At 60.6% G+C, this 16,306-nt stretch carries 15 protein-coding genes; 9 read left to right on the top strand and 6 right to left on the bottom strand.

Annotation, left to right across the window (positions count from 1 at the left end):
• Positions 1-117: 117 nt before the first annotated feature.
• From ACEWPJ_RS14810 to ACEWPJ_RS14800, 3 genes are read right to left on the bottom strand one after another with little or no spacing between them, the layout of a single operon-like run.
• On the bottom strand, positions 118-699 hold the full coding sequence (locus ACEWPJ_RS14810; protein WP_416513889.1) for a thiamine pyrophosphate-dependent enzyme: 582 nt from the start codon (positions 697-699) through the stop codon (positions 118-120).
• Positions 696-1,244: a decarboxylase gene (locus ACEWPJ_RS14805; RefSeq protein ID WP_416513888.1), complete on the bottom strand. Its 549-nt coding sequence runs from the start codon at positions 1,242-1,244 to the stop codon at positions 696-698. Before ACEWPJ_RS14805 ends, ACEWPJ_RS14810 begins: the two co-directional genes overlap by 4 nt.
• Positions 1,244-2,338 carry a pyridoxal phosphate-dependent aminotransferase gene (locus ACEWPJ_RS14800; RefSeq protein WP_416513887.1) on the bottom strand — a complete coding sequence of 365 codons (1,095 nt, stop codon included), beginning with the start codon at positions 2,336-2,338 and terminating at the stop codon, positions 1,244-1,246. Before ACEWPJ_RS14800 ends, ACEWPJ_RS14805 begins: the two co-directional genes overlap by 1 nt.
• Positions 2,339-2,591: 253 nt before the next feature.
• Between ACEWPJ_RS14800 and ACEWPJ_RS14795 the strand changes: the two genes are divergently transcribed.
• The 6 genes from ACEWPJ_RS14795 to ACEWPJ_RS14770 are packed head-to-tail and all read left to right on the top strand — an operon-like array spanning position 2,592 to position 9,130.
• Entirely contained in the window at positions 2,592-4,001 is a 1,410-nt protein-coding gene (locus ACEWPJ_RS14795; RefSeq protein WP_416513886.1) for an aldehyde dehydrogenase, read from the top strand.
• 33 nt (positions 4,002-4,034) lie between these two features.
• Positions 4,035-5,393, top strand: coding sequence for a Rieske 2Fe-2S domain-containing protein (locus ACEWPJ_RS14790; protein ID WP_416513885.1), 1,359 nt, complete (start codon positions 4,035-4,037; stop codon positions 5,391-5,393).
• The gene (locus ACEWPJ_RS14785; RefSeq protein ID WP_416513884.1) at positions 5,390-6,025 is read left to right on the top strand and encodes a hypothetical protein; all 636 of its coding nucleotides are present in this window, start codon (positions 5,390-5,392) and stop codon (positions 6,023-6,025) included. The genes ACEWPJ_RS14790 and ACEWPJ_RS14785 overlap by 4 nt, the downstream gene beginning before the upstream one ends.
• Entirely contained in the window at positions 6,025-6,651 is a 627-nt protein-coding gene (locus ACEWPJ_RS14780) for a hypothetical protein (protein WP_416513883.1), read from the top strand. The genes ACEWPJ_RS14785 and ACEWPJ_RS14780 overlap by 1 nt, the downstream gene beginning before the upstream one ends.
• A complete protein-coding gene (locus ACEWPJ_RS14775; protein WP_416513882.1) occupies positions 6,648-7,841 on the top strand; it encodes a DUF1116 domain-containing protein in 1,194 nt (397 codons plus the stop codon). Before ACEWPJ_RS14780 ends, ACEWPJ_RS14775 begins: the two co-directional genes overlap by 4 nt.
• Positions 7,838-9,130 (top strand): amidase, encoded by a 1,293-nt coding sequence (locus ACEWPJ_RS14770; RefSeq protein ID WP_416513881.1) that lies wholly within the window; start codon positions 7,838-7,840, stop codon positions 9,128-9,130. Before ACEWPJ_RS14775 ends, ACEWPJ_RS14770 begins: the two co-directional genes overlap by 4 nt.
• Here the strand turns inward: ACEWPJ_RS14770 and ACEWPJ_RS14765 are convergent.
• The 3 genes from ACEWPJ_RS14765 to ACEWPJ_RS14755 all read right to left on the bottom strand — a co-directional run bounded on the left by ACEWPJ_RS14765 (position 9,127) and on the right by ACEWPJ_RS14755 (position 11,678).
• The gene (locus ACEWPJ_RS14765) at positions 9,127-10,518 is read right to left on the bottom strand and encodes an MATE family efflux transporter (protein ID WP_416513880.1); all 1,392 of its coding nucleotides are present in this window, start codon (positions 10,516-10,518) and stop codon (positions 9,127-9,129) included. The two genes, ACEWPJ_RS14770 and ACEWPJ_RS14765, sit on opposite strands and share 4 nt — an antisense overlap.
• A gap of 6 nt (positions 10,519-10,524) precedes the next feature.
• On the bottom strand, positions 10,525-10,650 hold the full coding sequence (locus ACEWPJ_RS14760; protein WP_416513879.1) for a hypothetical protein: 126 nt from the start codon (positions 10,648-10,650) through the stop codon (positions 10,525-10,527).
• 137 nt (positions 10,651-10,787) lie between these two features.
• Positions 10,788-11,678: a LysR substrate-binding domain-containing protein gene (locus ACEWPJ_RS14755; RefSeq protein ID WP_416513878.1), complete on the bottom strand. Its 891-nt coding sequence runs from the start codon at positions 11,676-11,678 to the stop codon at positions 10,788-10,790.
• A 210-nt stretch (positions 11,679-11,888) separates the two neighbouring features.
• Between ACEWPJ_RS14755 and ACEWPJ_RS14750 the strand changes: the two genes are divergently transcribed.
• Genes ACEWPJ_RS14750 through ACEWPJ_RS14740 form a run of 3 tightly spaced genes read left to right on the top strand, consistent with a single transcriptional unit; the run spans position 11,889 to position 16,305 of the window.
• Complete coding sequence (locus ACEWPJ_RS14750) at positions 11,889-13,139, top strand: FAD-dependent oxidoreductase (protein ID WP_416513877.1); 1,251 nt, start codon at positions 11,889-11,891, stop codon at positions 13,137-13,139.
• 12 nt (positions 13,140-13,151) lie between these two features.
• Positions 13,152-13,409, top strand: coding sequence for a sarcosine oxidase subunit delta (locus tag ACEWPJ_RS14745; protein ID WP_416513876.1), 258 nt, complete (start codon positions 13,152-13,154; stop codon positions 13,407-13,409).
• Positions 13,399-16,305, top strand: coding sequence for a sarcosine oxidase subunit alpha family protein (locus tag ACEWPJ_RS14740; RefSeq protein ID WP_416513875.1), 2,907 nt, complete (start codon positions 13,399-13,401; stop codon positions 16,303-16,305). The genes ACEWPJ_RS14745 and ACEWPJ_RS14740 overlap by 11 nt, the downstream gene beginning before the upstream one ends.
• Position 16,306 lies beyond the last annotated feature (1 nt).

The following is a 16,306-nucleotide window of genomic DNA, read 5'->3' as shown; positions in this document are numbered from 1 at the left end:
CATTCGCTGGCAGCCTATGGGAACGTTGCTTTCAGAGCAACATATTACTTTTCATGCAACACTTCTTTGAGGCCTTGCTGTGCCCGACGTTTCGTCAAAGCGTCATAGGCCGCCACGCTATGCCGGTACCTTACGCGCAAGTGCGCGGCGAAAACGGGTGCGGGCTTCGGCACTGTGGATATGGTTGTAGTCTCTGGGATAATCCTCCCCCGCGACCCACTCAAGGGCTGCAAACTGCGGTCCGGGCTGGGCGAAGATGCGCGGCAGCCCATCTCGAAAGCCCTCCAGCGTCGAGATGCTGCGCGATCCCGCGTATCCTGCCGCTGTCGCCAGTCCCGCAAAGTCCACGGTCTCGGCCCCCGGCAACGGATGCGCGCCGTTTACTTCATAGACCCGGTTCGCCGACAGGAAGTGATAGAAATTGGTCACACCGGCATTGGCAACGGTGACCAGCGATCCAAGGTTCATCAGCAGGCTGCCGTCCCCGTCCAGCACGATCACGCGGCGGCCCTTATTGGCCAAAGCCAGCCCCAATCCGTGGGAAGACGCCTGCCCCATCGCCCCCACCGCGACGTAGTTCAGGTCGCGCGGGTTCAGCACCAGCCAGTCAAAACAACTTTGATAGACTGCCACGACAATGTCGTCCTGTGCCACATGGGGGATCAACGCGCGCAGGGCGTCGTCACGTCGGAACGTCATGCTGCCTCCGGTGGTCGGCCAATCAGAAAGATGTGGGGGCGGGATTGGGCATAAGCCGCCTCAATCGCGGCCGGGATATGGGTCACGTCCCCCGGCTCTTCGATCGGGGAATGTGACAGACCCATCGCATCCAGCACCGGGCGGACAATGCGCACCCCGTAGGACGCCGAGGCATCGGGATGCAAATGGGGTTCCTTCCCCTGCAAACCCACCAACATCACGATTGGCAATTCGTAATCCACACCAATCGCACGAATGGCATTGAGAGAATCCATCAACCCGGTTTGCTGCATCATCAACACGGCCCGCGTGCCGTTATATGACATCGCGCCACAAATGCTGACGCCTTCGTCTTCCTTGCAGATCCGTGTCAGGCGAAAATCCGGGTCTTTCGAGATCGGCCAGAGCAACCCGTCGCTGGTGACGATATCGGGTAGGGCTACGATCTCGCCTATACCTGCGGCCTTGAGCTGACTAATGATCCCGGAGCCTGACGGATGTGCAATATGCGGCGCCTCAGGCGATGAAGGGGCGGCAACACCCATCAGGACGCCCCCGCCAGGAATCTCGCAATCGCATCGCGCACCAGCGTCATGTCGGTCGGATGCCCGATCGTAATGCGGATGTAATCCCTATAGGCCGGGGCCACCATGCGCCGGATCGCAATGCCCTGCTGGCGAAGCACGGTGTCACAGGCCGCGGCGCTGAAATCAGCATCGGGCATGTGAACCAGAATGAAATTGGTTTGACTGGGAATCACTTCCAACCCCAGATCGGTCATTTGATCGGTCAGCCAACAACGCCCCTCAAGGTTGGCGGCACGAACGGACCGAACATGCTCAACATCATCCATCGCGGCAATCACCGCCGCGACAGAGGGGGAGGCCACGGGAAATGTCAGCGCAAGACGGCGAGCGGTGTCAACAACATCTTCGGGCCCGTAGAGCCAACCGACGCGTGCGCCAGCAAGACCATAGATCTTTGAAAACGTCCGACACATGACCACATTCTCAGCCTCCTCGACCAGCACATGCCCCGGTTCATAGTCAGGTGCGTCAACATATTCCTCATAAGCGCAATCCAGAACCAGCAGTGCAGTGTCAGGCATCGCCGCGTGCAGCTTTCTGACTTCGGCACCAGTCAGATAGGTGCCCGCCGGGTTCTCGGGGTTGGCCAGATAGACGATCCGCGTCCGCTCCGTCAAACCTGCAATCAGGGCGTCTACCGACGGTTTGAAGTTGATGTCCGGCACCGACACGACATCGGCATCATTGGCATGGGCATAATTGGGCACCTTGAGGTAGCTGTTCGCACTACGCAGTAATTCGGTGCCCGGCCCCAGATAACCACGGGCCAGCCGGGCCAGCAGGTCATCCGAGCCTTGCCCCGTGGTGATCCGCGCGGCGTCCAGCCCAAAATGTTCTGCCAGCGCGGGCACAAGGAAATGATCGACGTTTTCCACATATCTTTCGATGTTTGCCGCCGCAGCACGCGCGGCCTGACGTGCAAACGGGCTGGCCCCGAACGCGCTTTCGTTTGAATTCAGCAGGATAGAGGCCGGCGGCACAGCGTCAGCTTGTCCCCCGATCATATGCGGCTTTATCCGCTCTATCCCCTGCTTTGCACGAGAAACGGCCATCGCTTCCTCCGGCTCACTTTTCAATACATCACATAGGCAGTATGATTAATCAATTCACTTCCAAAAATATTATGATAGAAGACTTTTACCAGCATCAGAATGAAAGAAGCGCACCGCCTTGCCCGCGATATCGGACAGCCTGATCTTAACAATCGACCCGGGGGCACCCGGCCGACATGTTACGGCAAAGGAAAACTGAATGCAGGTTTTCTCCCCTTTCATTGATGGCGCCGATGTCGATTGGGAGGGTCCAATGATTGACAGCATTGACCCGGCAACCGGTAAGGTCTGGAGCAAACTGGCCCGCTGCGGCGCGGTTGAGGCGGACGCAGCAATCCGATCCGCTGACCGCGCCTTTCGCAGCGGTCCATGGGCGGCAGCCGACGCCGAAACCCGCGCGGCAATGCTGGAGGGTTTGGCCGATGTGCTTGAAGCCCGTTGGGAAGAACTTGTCGAACCAGAGGTGCGCGACAACGGCAAGCGGATCAGCGAAGTGCGCGGCCAGTTTGCAGGGCTGCACAGTTGGTATCGCCATTTTGCCAATGCCGCGCGACACTTGGGGCCGGAGCCGCAGACCAACACCATCCCCGGTGTCGAAAGCGTCGGACACCGGATTCCCTACGGCGTGGTCGTCGCGATAACGCCGTGGAATTCACCGCTGATGATCCTTGCGTGGAAACTTGCCCCGGCACTGGCGGCGGGCAATACTGTGGTTGTCAAACCGTCCGAGATGGCCACAGCCTCTACCGTCGCCTTTGCCAGAATGGCCTTTGAGGCCGGATTGCCCGAGGGCGTGCTGAATGTCGTGACGGGCCTCGGCCCTGAAGTGGGCGAAGCGCTGGTCCGCCATCCCCTGACCCGCAAGGTGACGTTCACAGGCTCTGTCGCTGGGGGCCGCAAGGTTGCAGAAGCCGCAGCCGCGGGGGTGGTGCCGACAACGCTGGAACTGGGAGGCAAGTCCGCTCAGGTCGTGTTTGCGGATTGCGATCTTGAGAGCACCGTGAACGGAGTCATGTCCGGTATCTTCCTGTCAAATGGACAGACCTGCGTGGCGGGTTCCCGGTTGATTGTTCAGTCCTCCATCAGGGACGCTTTGGTCGCCCGATTGCTCGAATGCGCCCGCGCGTTGAAACCCGGTGATCCGATGGACCCCGCGACGCAGATCGGCCCGCTCGCCAACGCCCCGCATTTCCAGAAAGTCACCACGATGATCGCCCGCGCGAAAGAAGAGGGCGCGGACTGTCTGTTGGATGGCATCGAGACAGGAAAAGGACAGGCCGGATATTACGTCGGCCCCACGATTTTCGACAAGGTGACCCCCGACATGCAGCTGTGGCGCGAAGAGGTGTTCGGGCCGGTGCTGGCAATCACATCGTTCGAGGACGAGGCGGAGGCGATCCGATTGGCCAATGACACCAATTACGGCCTTGCGGGCGGCGTTTGGACCAGCGACGCTCAAAAAGGCCAACGTGTGGCAGAGGCCATTCATACCGGCACGGTCTACATCAACCATTACCGCAGCGTCGACCCGGGCAGCCCGGTCGGCGGCGTCAAACTGTCGGGTTATGGACGAGAGCTGGGGCCAGAGGCCATCAAAGACTTCCTGCAAACCAAGTCCATCTGGACGGGGTCCCAACCCGTCCCAGATCCCTTTTCCGCGTGACAGCACCTGCACCAAGAGTCGTCGGAGACCCCTATGAGTGAGACATTCAAAGCCCCAGAGGGTGATTTTCGCGGCCATGATCGCCAATCGGTCTGGTCACAAACCCCGGACCCGGAACTGACCGAAATTGGCCCCGGGACACCCTGCGGCGAATACCAGCGCCGGTTCTGGCTGCCCGTCGCGATGACCGATCAGGTGAGCGATCTGCCCTATCGCATTCGTATTCTGGGTGAAGATCTGGTGCTGTTCCGTGAACCCGGCGAAGGCAAGTTGGGCCTGACACATCTGCACTGCGCGCACCGCAACATGAGCCTTGAGTTCGGCATTATCGAACCGGGCGGCATCCGCTGTTCTTACCACGGCTGGAAATACGGGCTGGACGGCACAGTGCTGGAAACGCCTTGCGAGCCTCCGGCCTCACAGGTCAAGAAAAAGGCCTGTCTGGGTGCCTACCCCGTAATCGAATACAAGGGCTTGGCATTCGCCTATATGGGCCCCCACGCCGAACAGCCGCCTTTCCCGGTGATCGACACCTTCGACGAAGAGGGGGACGAGATGCTGCCCTCTCTCATTAAATCCCCCTGCAACTGGCTACAAGTGATGGAGAATGCGTGGGACCCTTTCCATGTGGTCTACCTGCATACTCTGGCGGTGCGGTCACAATTCATCGATGCCTTCGCGGAAATGCCGATGATCGAGTTTCATGAGGCGCAGTTTGGTGAGTTCTACACCAATGTTCGCCGGGTGAATGATTTCGTCTGGATACGGGTCCATGACCACATGATGCCCTCCTTCACGCAGAACGGCGCGCATTTCCCGGTGCCGGACCGGTCGCGCTATTTCGGGCGCTGCGGGTTGTCGCGCTGGGTCGTGCCGATCGACGACACCCACACGCAGGTCGTGACGTGGCGGCATTTCCGCGACGGCGACGACCCGAAGGGACTGACGGACAAATCCAAGGTGGGCTATGGCTCAACCGATTTTTACGGCCAAGACCCCGACCGCCCCTACGAGATGCGCCAACGCGATCCGGGCGACTACGATGCTTGGGTGTCGCAGGGACCGCGCAACATCCACAGCCGCGAAAACCTCAGCTTTACCGACCGGGGCGTCGCTAAGGTCCGCCGCATGTTGCGCAAGGAAATCCGGTCATTGGCGGACGGCAATCCGGTGAAACATCCCACAGATGATTACGACGGCATCCTGCCCACCTACGCGGGCGACACCATTCTGCGCATTCCGCTGCAAGAGGGCCGGGACGATGGGGCAGTGCTCAAGGAGATCTCCTTTGCCGTGGCCGGGATTTTCAAGGATGGCGACAAGCAACCGATTGAGGATCGCAAGGGCTTCATCATCGACGCGCTCAAAACATACGAGGCAAGCTGGACATGAAACGCATTTCTCACAATCCCGGGCGGGTCGAATGGGCCGGCGAAAATCCGGGCATCTACCTCAAGACCGATCCGGCATCCGCGCAGTATGACACGCTGGCCCTGTTCTTTCGCGTTGCGCTCTCGTCTTACGGGCGTGGTCACGCGGCCATCGTACTGGGCGCACCGGATGAGGCGCGCGGCTGGCCTCATGTTCCCAACCTCATCATGACCGACAATCAACGTATGATGCGCTGGATCGTCGACGGCTGGGTCACAAAGATGCCCACCTTCATCGGCAAGGCGGGCCTTGGCGCGATGACGTGGCTGGACTGCGATGCGGTGGAAAAGCGCCCCGGCGATTTGAAGGCGCGCTACAGCGAAACCCTGCGCGGGTCTGGCGTGACGCTTGAGATGATCTGGCAGGACATGGGACCACCCCTGCCGGTCGAGGTGACGGCGGAGAACTCCGCCACCAAGGAACATGAGATGTATTCGGTGTTTCTTGAGGCGAAAAAGGCCGAAATCAGGATCAACGGCACAGCCTTGCCCGGTCAGGTGGCGGATCGCCAATTCTTTGGCCGTACCATGTCCACCGCGTTTCTTGCCTTTTCCGAGACATGGGTCACCCCTGCAAACAAGGGAGCCGCCTGATGCCATTGAACGAACCAGTCACCCCCGGCGTCGTCGATTGGACGGGCGAAAACCCCGGCATTCTGCTGAAGGACGCGAATGGCGATTTCTCGGCCATGGCGCTGTTTTTCCGCGTTGCGTGGTCGCCCGTCGGTCAGGGTCAGGTGCTGCTTCTCTATGGCACGCCCGGCGCGGTCGAGGGCGCGGCAGAGGCGCCCAATGTCATCCTCAGCGACAACGCCGCGCTGACCGCCTACCTCAAGGAAAATTTCATCGGCAAGCTGACGGCCTTCGCCAATGCGCCGGCCTTTGCTACTCTACCCGAGGTCGCGGCTCAGGTCGTGCGCAGTTCCGGCGATCCGATGGGGCATCGATATGCCGAAACGATCAGTGCGGCGGGCCTAACCGTGGAACTGGTCTGGGAAGAGCTTGAACCGCCCCGCGCGCTTGAGCTGACCCCGGACCAAGTCGGCACGGGCGAACATACGATGTTCACCCTGTTGGTTCCCGCGCAGTCTGCACAGATCATCGTCAACGGTCGGGCCTTGCCGGGCGAAATCGGCCAGCGCGTGCAGGCCGGTTTTGAGACGACGACGGCATTCCTCTACTTCTGCGAAACATGGGTCATCCCGCCGGAGGAAACATGACACTGCATCCCGCAGATCAATTTGCCTTTGACCGGGCGATGGTGGCGCAGCCGGTGTGGAATCGGTTCAACACAGCGGCGGATGCGGTGGACCTGCCTGAAAACGTCTTGCTACACGCCGGGCCCGCCTTTGATGCGTTCGACATGATCACCGAACCGATCCTCAATTCATGTTGCGTGGCCGCCGTGTTCGAAGGGTTGGCTAAGGATTTCGATCAGGCCGAGGCGATGATCCTGTCGGGTGAAATCGTGCTGCAACCGGCACAGGATCACGACATTGTCACGCCTTTGGCCGCTGTGGTGTCCGCCTCCATGCCGCTGCACACGATCTACGATGCCTGGCGCGGGACGCAGCGGGTTTATGCGCCCATCAATGGCGGATCGCGCCCCGCGATGCGGCTTGGCCTGCGGTCGGAGGCGGTGCTGGATCACATTCGCTGGCTCAATACCCGCTTTCTGGATGTGCTACAGGCGGGATTGGCCGAAGGGATTGCGCTGGTGCCACTGGCCGTCGTCGGGCTGATGGGCGGAGACGATTGCCATGGCCGCACGCCTGTGGCGGCACAGGCGCTGATCCACGAGTTGAAGGACCGCACACCGGGCGGGATCACGGATGAGGACGTGCTGGACTTCATGGCGACCTCGCCTTCGCTGTTCCTGAACCTGTGGATGGCGGCGACAAAATGCATGATGAAACTGGCCGAGGGCATTGACGGATCGAGCTTTGTCACCGCCGCCGGTGGCAACGGGCGCGAGGTCGGCATTCAGATCTCCGGCCTACCGGGCCAGTGGTTCACGACGCCCGCCAGACCGCCGAAAGGCACATTCGATGTGGACCTACCCCAAGACCGTGCCCTGGGTGCAATTGGTGATAGCGCCGTGGTCGAGGCCTTTGGCCTTGGCGCCATGGCCATTGATCTCAGCCCCGAACAAAAGGCCGGGCTAGGGGCTTTTCTGCCTGAAGACGCGCAAGCCCGCACATCGGGGTTGTCAGTGGGGGCACATCCCTATTTCGGTGCGCTCGATATCCGTTTGGGCAGCACGGCGCGCGGGGCGGTCGCTCAGGGTGCGGGTCCGGTCATCGGCTTGGGCATTCTCGACCGCGAGGGGCATGCCGGGCGGCTCGGCGGCGGGATTTACGACATGCCAGTCGCCCCCTTCGCCGATGCACTTGCCGCCTTGTCAAAATGACTCCGCTCAACGAACTCAGCGCGACCGAAATTGCGTGCCATATCCGCGAGGGGCGCACAACACCCAGCGATGTAATGACGGCCCATCTGGATCGGATCGCCGCCCGAGAAGCAGAGGTGGGCGCGTTTCAATACCTTGACGCGGATGCCGCGATGGCCCGCGCGCAGCGTGCAGACAGACAGCCACCAACCGGGCCGCTGCACGGCGTACCCTTTGTTACCAAGGACATTATCGACACGGCAGACATGCCGACAGGCTGGGGCTTTGCCCCCTACGATACGCGGCAACCCACAAGAAACGCCGCTTGTGTGGAGGCGCTGATCGCCGCTGGTGCCGTGCCGATTGGCAAGACCGTCACCACGGAGTTCGCCTATTTCCGACCCGGCAAGACGGCCAATCCTCATCATCTGGACCACACACCCGGCGGGTCCTCTTCCGGCTCGGCGGCCGCTGTGGCGGACCATATGGCACCGCTTGGTCTGGGCTCGCAAACCGCAGCATCGCTGATCCGGCCTGCCGCCTATTGCGGCGTGGCGGCGTTTCGCCCGACGCTTGGTGGCTTTCCTTTGGCGGGTGTCATGGGCCTGTCGCCTGCACTGGATACGCTGGGCGTTCTGGCACGCGGCGTTGCGGACCTGTCGCTTGCCACCGAAGTCTTGAGCGGCCAACGCCTGCCCCCGCCCCCGGCGTTTGAAGACGCCCCACCCCGGATCAGTCTGATGCGCGGGCCACATTGGCAGGACGGCAGTCTTGAGATGCGCGATGTCTGCGTTAGGGCCATGACCGCGCTCGAAACTCAGGGCGCCGAGGTCGGCGACATCGCCCACCCAGACATTTTCGCGGCGCTGACAGAAGCCCAGATCACCGTCATGGGATATGAAACCGCGCACACGCGGGCTGCAGAGTTTGACCAATATCCCGACGACATCAGCCCCCAGTTTGCCGCGCTGGTCCGTGCGGGCCAAGCGGTTGATGAACGCAGCTATCAGCAGGCGCTTCGGACGCGTGAGCGGGCAAACACCCTGCTGAATGCCCTGATGGGCGATGTGGATGCCCTGCTGGTCCCGTCCGCCCCGGGACCGGCGCCGCATGGATTGGCGGCAACTGGCGATCCACTGTTTTCGCGGATGTGGAACCTGCTGCAAGTTCCGACCGTGGCGCTGCCCTATGGGAAAACGGGAACAGGGCTGCCTCTGGGAATACAATTGATCGCAAGGCGGGGGGATGACGCGCATCTTTTGGCCGTGGCCGAGAGGGCCGAGCGCGCGTTTGCCGCTTGCCCGTTTTAAGGCACCATCTGCACTGAACCCAGCCGCCACAATCCACCGATTTCCTTACGGGTAATCACGGTGGCGATCCACAGCGCTACCGCCAGACCACTCAGAACCGCGCAGGCGACACCGAACCAGACACCATATTCGTCAAAGCCCCAAAGCCCGACAAACACCCAGACAAAGAACGCGATGCCAAATCCCTGCCGATACAGGCTGATCCAGACCGTCCAGATGGGCCGTTTCAAAGCCTGCAGAAGCGAATTGATTGAAAACAACATCATGTAGGCGGGCAATAGCAGACTATCCACACGCAAATAGGCGACGCCCACGCGGATCACCTCTGGATCGTCGGAAAACAGTCTCAGGAACTGCTCACCGAAAATCCACAGGATCGGACAGGAAATGGCCGCCATCACCAAACCCACCTTCCAGCAGAAATACACCGACTCCCGCACGCGGCCATACTGACGCGCCCCAAAGTTCTGCGCGATAATGGGCAGCAACGCGCCGGTCACGCCGAGAATGGGCAGCAACAGGATCTGTTCAAGCCTGATGGCGACGCCATAGCCTGCGACGGCGTGCTCTCCAAAACCTTTCAATGCGTATTGCATGACAAAGCCCGACAGGAACATCACGAGCATGGAAACAGCCGTTGGCAATGTCTGCAGGCCGATTTGTCGGAACTGGTAAATCCGAGGGGCGAAATGCGCGGCCCTGATACGGGCCATATTACGACGCCGCAGGACCTGAACGATCATATAGATCATCACGCCCGACTGGCTAAGCACCGTTGACGCCGCCAACCCGTCAAAGCCCAGACCGGGGATCACACCCGGTATGCCGTAGATCATCAGGGGGTTGAGGCCAATATTGGCGAAAAACGCGACCAGCAGGGCGCGCTGCAATGATCTGCTATCCCCGTGCGCTTGCAGGATACCGTTACATGCAAACGCAAGCAGGAAGGCGGGCAATGCGAAGGACAGGACTTGGAAATATCTTATCCCCGCGTCCCGATATGCGCCCGGTTCGCTCACAAGCCTGATGGTCGACGGCCCATACCAGAGTCCGGCGATTGCAAGCAGCACCGCGGCAACCAGGCCAAAGCACATGCCCTGTGCGGCCACTCGTCTCGCACTTTTTCTCTGCCCTCCGCCAAGCGCATTGCCGACGAGCGCCCCCATCGCCGCGCCCAAGCCGACACCGACCGACAAGGCGATATAAAATGCCTGATACCCGAGCGCCAACCCAGCCTGCGCGCTTGTGGACAGCAATCCGGCAAAGAACATATCCACGACGTTGTAGAGAGTGTTGAACAACATGCCCAAGGCGGCGGGCACCGCTAGCACCCGAAAATGTGTGGCAATTGACCCTGTTGTCAGATCGAGATCCAGAGGACTTGCCATGAAGCGCTAAGGTCTCTCTGCCCGAACGGACAGAAATCCAAACCGGTCGCTGCGCACGTCGGCAAAACCGTGAATCAACTCGACGTCATCCATCTTGCCCCGCAAGCGGGTGCGCTTTTCAGTGCGGAGCATCGGCGCCCTCATCCGAGAGCATATCGATCCATGCAGACATCTATTGCCCCTTCCCGTGGCAGATGGTGAAACATCCCGAACCAGAGTACGATTTGCGAAGCCTTATATTGAGGCCCGTTGAACATTAAGCAACTGCGTTAATCGCCGGTGTTCCGGCTGCTGCGTATCATCTCTAGAAAATCCTGCACGGGCGCTGACAGACGCCGGTTCTTCGGCCAGATCAGAACCGCCTGCATGTCCAGTCCGGCCTTGAACGGAAGCGCAATGCACCCCGGAATATCGTCCATCGCATGTGATGTTGCCACCACCGACACCCCCAGCCCCCGCGCAACAAGTTGGCAGATCGCATCCGACGTGCGGGTTTCAAACCGCAACTCGCGGGTGACACCCGCCGCCTCGAAAACGCTGTCGATGTCATGTCTGAACCGTGATCCGGCCATGTAGCTGACAAAGCACGCGCCGTTCAGATCCTTCGGCGCGATTTGAGATTTCGACGCCAGTTCATGCTCCTGCGGCAACACGCAATAAACGCTGCCTTCCTGCAACGGCATATGCTCCAGCGCAGGGTTGTTGGGCACGCTGGTCGTCAGACCGAAATCATGGCTCTGGGACACCAGCCATTCGACCGTATCGTCATTGGCTTCGATCTCCATGCACATCTTGACCTGCCTATGCACATCCGCAAAGCGCGCGATCAGGTCAGGGGCCAGCCCCCCGGCAAAGCTGGGGATCGTGACAAGTTGCAGCGCCGTATGCCCAAAGCTGGCAATCACACTGGCCGCGTTCTTGATATGCTCCATACCGGTAATCGCCTGCCTGACCTCGCCCACAAGCATCCGCCCCTCAAGCGTCGGGACAAGCACCCTGCCCTGTCGCGTGAAAAGCGCAAAACCGACCTCGCTTTCCAGATCTGAAATCAACCGGCTGATCGCAGGTTGCGAGACCCCCAATTGCGCCGACGCCCCGGTCACGCTGCCAGACGAAACAACAGCGCGAAAGGCATCCACCTGCCGGAAAGTAATATTCATCTGCATGTCCCTGCATTTTCAACAAACAGTAGTTCAAATATGGGGTGCAGTTAAGACGAAAGGACCCCGGTTTTATTCGCGTTCAGCAAAGCCGTCACTCAAGACGATTTCCATCTCTGATTTCCCGACAAAAAAATTGTTCCATTCCAGGCCGGAAAGCCCCCAAGGCCGCTTGACGATTGTTTACCAATAGTAAAATATGTGCTTATCATGCAAAACTATTCAATCGCCGCGTTGGTGCGTCATGGCATCAACAGACACACCACTTGGCCCAAAGCGTGGCGCAGCCCGCCGTTGAAGGACTGCTATGACGTCGTGATCATCGGCGCGGGCGGTCACGGGCTGGCCACGGCGTATTATCTGGCGAAGGAACACGGGATCACCAACATCGCAGTGGTCGAACGCGGGTGGCTCGGCGGCGGCAATATTGCCCGCAATACGATCACCATCCGTTCCAACTACATGCGGGATCAGTCGATCCCCTTCTACGTCAAATCGGTCGCCTTGTATGAAGCGATGACCAAAAAGCTGAACTTCAACATGATGCACTCCAAGCGCACCATGATTGATGTCATCCAGAACTATCCCATGATGCGTGATCGGCGGCGGCGCCAGCATATCATGGATATTTACGGGTCAACTTATGAGCGGATTTCCGAGGCCGAGGTTCGCAAACGCATTCCGACGCTGACCGGCGGCGGGCCGAGATCGCGCCTGCCCGTGATTGGCGGCATGGTTCATACGGATGCCGGCGTGAACCGCCATGACGCGGTCGCCTGGGGCTATGCCCGCGCGATTGACGCATTGGGCGGGGAAATCCATCAGCAGACCGCCGTGGAAAGTCTTGTGCGGGGGACGGACGGCGCAATTGAAGGCGTCCAGACCAATCGCGGCATGATCCGCGCCAAGAAGGTCGCGGTTGCTGTTTCCGGTCATACCACGACCCTGACAGAGACCGCCGGGCTGAAACTGCCCCTGCGCACGATGAACCTGACCGCTTTCGTCTCGGAGCCTGTCAAACCGTTGGTCGATGTGATCGTGAACTGCCCCGACGCAGGCTTCTATTTTAGCCAGTCCGACAAGGGCGAGATGGTCATCGGCGGCGCGCCCGACATGGGCCAGTCGTTCCGGCGTGACATCAAACAGCATGTGTTTGAGGACACCGTTTCAGCAATGCTGTCGCTGTTTCCTTCGTTCAAGAAGCTGAAGCTGATGCGTCAGTGGGGAGGACATCTGGATATTGCGAAGGATGCCTCTCCAATCATGGATGAAACCGATGTGCCGGGGTTATTTGTCACCGCCGGGTGGTGGGGCGGCTACAAGGCCATTCCCGCGGGCGGTCTGACGCTGGCGCATCTGGTGGCGACGGGTCGGCCGCATGCGTTGATGTCCGCCTTTACCCTCAAACGTTTCCGTCACCTCGACTACGTGATGGAAACCGGCACGACGACCGCAAGATAGGAGCAGCCCGCCATGATGAACATCCCCTGCCCCTTTTGCGGCCCCCGAAACGAAGCGGAATTCGCTTTTGGCGGCCCGGTCAAACCGCATCGCCCAGATCCGAACGCCGTCAGCGACCGGGAATGGACGGACTATCTGACGCAGGTTCCAAATCCGCTTGGCCCGGTTGAGGAACGCTGGTGGCATGTCAAAGGCTGCGGCACATGGCTGACCATCTGGCGAGACACCCGCACCCATGACATTGTGGAGGGTCCGGGCGATGCAGGCTGACCGTTTGCAGAATGGCGGTTTGATCGACCGCACCAAACCGCTGAGTTTCACCTTCAACGGGCGGTCTTATCAGGGCTTTGAAGGTGACACTTTGGCCTCAGCCCTCTTGGCCAACGGCATGCGTCTGACCGCCCGCAGTTTCAAATACCACCGCCCGCGCGGGATCGTGGGATCGGGGGTCGAGGAACCCTCGACACTGGTTGAGCTTATGGGCGAGGACGCCTCCGGCAACCGCCCCGTCACGACGGTTCCCCTGCGTGACGGTCTTGTGGCAAAATCCGTCAATTGCTGGCCCTCACCGGAGCTGGATATCGGCGCGATCAACCAATTGTTCGCGCGGTTCATCCCTGCCGGGTTTTACTACAAGACCTTCAAGTGGCCGAACTGGCATTTCTATGAGCCTTCCATCCGCAAGGCGGCGGGACTGGCGGGCGCGCCTGCCGAAGCTCCCAAAAACGGACATTTCGAGAACCGCTATGCCCATTGCGATCTATTGATCGCAGGCGCGGGTCCGGCGGGTCTGATGGCGGCATTGGTGGCGGGCCGCGCCGGACAGCACGTGATGCTGGTGGACGAAGGCACGCAGCCCGGCGGCAGTTTGCTGAATCGGAGCCTGTCGATTGACGGAAAGCCCGCGATGGAATGGGTCCACGCGGCGGTGGCCGAACTGGCGACAATGCCCAATGTGCGGCATCTTCAGGATGCCACCGTCTGGGGCTACCGCGAGCATAATTTCGTGATGGTGAACGAACGCGCACCTGAACAGGAGTCGATCCTTGAACGAAACTGGCGCGTCCGGGCCAAGCAGGTCTTGTGTGCGACGGGCGCAATCGAACGCACGCTCGTTTTCGGCAACAATGACCGTCCCGGCATCATGCTGGCCTCTGCCGTTCAGGCCTATGTCAATCGCTACGCCGTCCGCCCCGGCAAACGCGCTGTGATCTTTACCAACAACAACTCCGCCTATGCGGTTGCGGCGGACATGCTTGCCGCGGGGATCGAGATCGCAGCCATTGTCGACAGTCGCGAAACCGTGCCCGACGCAGCCCGCGCCGCCGTGCCCGAAGTAGAAATTCTGGCCGGTCACGTCATCACGACCGTCCATGGCAGGGGCCGCGTCAAGGCGGTGACCGTCGCGCCCGCGAAAGGCGGCGCAGGTCGCAAGCTCGGCTGCGATCTGGTGGCGATCTCCGGCGGGTGGAACCCTGCGGTGCACCTGTGGTCCCAATCGCGGGGCAGCTTGACCTATGATGAGGAGCTGTCCACCTTTCGCCCCGATAAGGCCGCCCAAGCCGCAACCTGTGCGGGGGCCGCAAACGGCGACCTGACGCTGGCGGACGCGCTGCGCGGCGGTGCGGAAGCTGGTGCAAACGGCGGCATGCTCCTCGATATCCCCGCTTCCGACGATCTGGACTACAGCGTCGATCCGCTCTGGCGCGTCGAAACGGCCAGTGGCAAGGCGTTCCTCGATTTGCAAAACGATGTCTCCGTCGACGACGTGCATCTGGCCCTGCGCGAAGGCTATGACAATGTCGAACATGTCAAACGCTACACCACGGGCGGCATGGGGATAGATCAGGGCAAGGTCGGCAACATCAACATCATCGGCACCGTCGCCATGCAAAAGGGCCTGCCGCTGGATGAGGTCGGCACCACCACCTTCCGCGCCCCTTATACGCCCGTGTCTTTCGGTGCGATTGGCGGTATTCGGGAAGAAAGTGTCGCCCTGCCCTATCGCCATACGCCGATCACCGCCTGGAACCTCGCCCAAGGTGCATTCATGTACGAAGCCGGTGCGCGCTGGCGCCGCCCGGGATATTTCCCGCAGGACGGCGAGGAATTTCAGGATGCGGTCAACCGGGAATGCCGTGCCGTTCGCAATGGCGTGGGCGTCTATGACGGCTCCCCCCTCGGCACGTTCGAGTTGAAGGGGCGCGATGTGGGGCGCTTCCTCGATCATCTCTACACAAATATCATGTCCAGCCTGAAACCGGGCCGCGCCCGCTATGGCCTGATGCTAAGCGACGACGGACTGGTGATGGATGACGGGGTGGCCCTACGGTTGTCCGAGGATCGTTGGATCATCTCGACCTCCACCGGTCATGCAGATGCAATGAACGGCCATATGGAGGAAATCCTGCAAACAGAGTTCCCCGACTGGAACGTGTTTATCACCACCGTCACAAGCCAATGGAACAACGCCACCATCTGCGGCCCCAAAGCCCGCGAAGTCATGCAGGCGCTTGGCACGGATATCGACATCTCGCCCGAAGCTCTGCCGTTTATGGCCTTCTCGGATGGACATGTCGCAGACATCCCGGCGCGCGTGGTGCGTGTCAGCTTCACCGGAGAGCTTTCGTTCGAGGTCAACGTCGCCCCGCGCGACCTGCTGCGCCTGTGGGAGAAGATACTGGAAGCTGGCGCGCCCTTTGGCATCGCGCCCATCGGATCAGAAGCAAGCCATGTGCTGCGCGTCGAAAAAGGGTTTCTATCCTTGGGCCACGAAGTTGACGGGCCGATCGATCCCTTCGATCTTGGCCTTGGCTGGGCGATGTCCAAGAAGAAACCCGACTACCTTGGCAAACGCTCTGTTGCGCTGCGCCGCGCGGGCACGTCCAATCGGCGCGAACTGGTGGGCGTGATCCCCGAACCGGATCGCATGATCCCGGAAGGCGCGCCCCTGACACCGGGCGGGGACCGCAAACCAACCGAAGGCTTCGTCACCGCCTGCGTCTACAGCACGGTGCACGAACGTTGGGTCGGGCTGGCCTTGCTGGAAAACGGCCATTCCCGCCACGGTGAAACCGTGCATGTGCGTCTGAACGACGCGGTGATCCCCGCGCGGGTCACACCGCCGATCCACTATGACGTTGACGGCGAAAGGCTGAGGTCCTGAT

The sequence above is a fragment of the Aliiroseovarius sp. YM-037 genome, assembly GCF_048060095.1.
Taxonomy (GTDB): Bacteria; Pseudomonadota; Alphaproteobacteria; order Rhodobacterales; family Rhodobacteraceae; genus JBLUOA01.
The sequence above is the reverse complement of the archived record's forward strand: the minus strand, read 5'-3'. Positions and strand labels throughout refer to the sequence as shown.

What these genes read in the sequence shown, in the direction of transcription:
- ACEWPJ_RS14810 (WP_416513889.1), bottom strand. Translation starts at nt 699, where the DNA reads ATGACGTTCCGACGTGACGACGCCCTGCGCGCGTTGATCCCCCATGTG.
- ACEWPJ_RS14805 (WP_416513888.1), bottom strand. Translation starts at nt 1,244, where the DNA reads ATGGGTGTTGCCGCCCCTTCATCGCCTGAGGCGCCGCATATTGCACAT.
- ACEWPJ_RS14800 (WP_416513887.1), bottom strand. Translation starts at nt 2,338, where the DNA reads ATGGCCGTTTCTCGTGCAAAGCAGGGGATAGAGCGGATAAAGCCGCAT.
- ACEWPJ_RS14795 (WP_416513886.1), top strand. Translation starts at nt 2,592, where the DNA reads ATGATTGACAGCATTGACCCGGCAACCGGTAAGGTCTGGAGCAAACTG.
- ACEWPJ_RS14790 (WP_416513885.1), top strand. Translation starts at nt 4,035, where the DNA reads ATGAGTGAGACATTCAAAGCCCCAGAGGGTGATTTTCGCGGCCATGAT.
- ACEWPJ_RS14785 (WP_416513884.1), top strand. Translation starts at nt 5,390, where the DNA reads ATGAAACGCATTTCTCACAATCCCGGGCGGGTCGAATGGGCCGGCGAA.
- ACEWPJ_RS14780 (WP_416513883.1), top strand. Translation starts at nt 6,025, where the DNA reads ATGCCATTGAACGAACCAGTCACCCCCGGCGTCGTCGATTGGACGGGC.
- ACEWPJ_RS14775 (WP_416513882.1), top strand. Translation starts at nt 6,648, where the DNA reads ATGACACTGCATCCCGCAGATCAATTTGCCTTTGACCGGGCGATGGTG.
- ACEWPJ_RS14770 (WP_416513881.1), top strand. Translation starts at nt 7,838, where the DNA reads ATGACTCCGCTCAACGAACTCAGCGCGACCGAAATTGCGTGCCATATC.
- ACEWPJ_RS14765 (WP_416513880.1), bottom strand. Translation starts at nt 10,518, where the DNA reads ATGGCAAGTCCTCTGGATCTCGATCTGACAACAGGGTCAATTGCCACA.
- ACEWPJ_RS14760 (WP_416513879.1), bottom strand. Translation starts at nt 10,650, where the DNA reads ATGCTCCGCACTGAAAAGCGCACCCGCTTGCGGGGCAAGATGGATGAC.
- ACEWPJ_RS14755 (WP_416513878.1), bottom strand. Translation starts at nt 11,678, where the DNA reads ATGAATATTACTTTCCGGCAGGTGGATGCCTTTCGCGCTGTTGTTTCG.
- ACEWPJ_RS14750 (WP_416513877.1), top strand. Translation starts at nt 11,889, where the DNA reads ATGCAAAACTATTCAATCGCCGCGTTGGTGCGTCATGGCATCAACAGA.
- ACEWPJ_RS14745 (WP_416513876.1), top strand. Translation starts at nt 13,152, where the DNA reads ATGATGAACATCCCCTGCCCCTTTTGCGGCCCCCGAAACGAAGCGGAA.
- ACEWPJ_RS14740 (WP_416513875.1), top strand. Translation starts at nt 13,399, where the DNA reads ATGCAGGCTGACCGTTTGCAGAATGGCGGTTTGATCGACCGCACCAAA.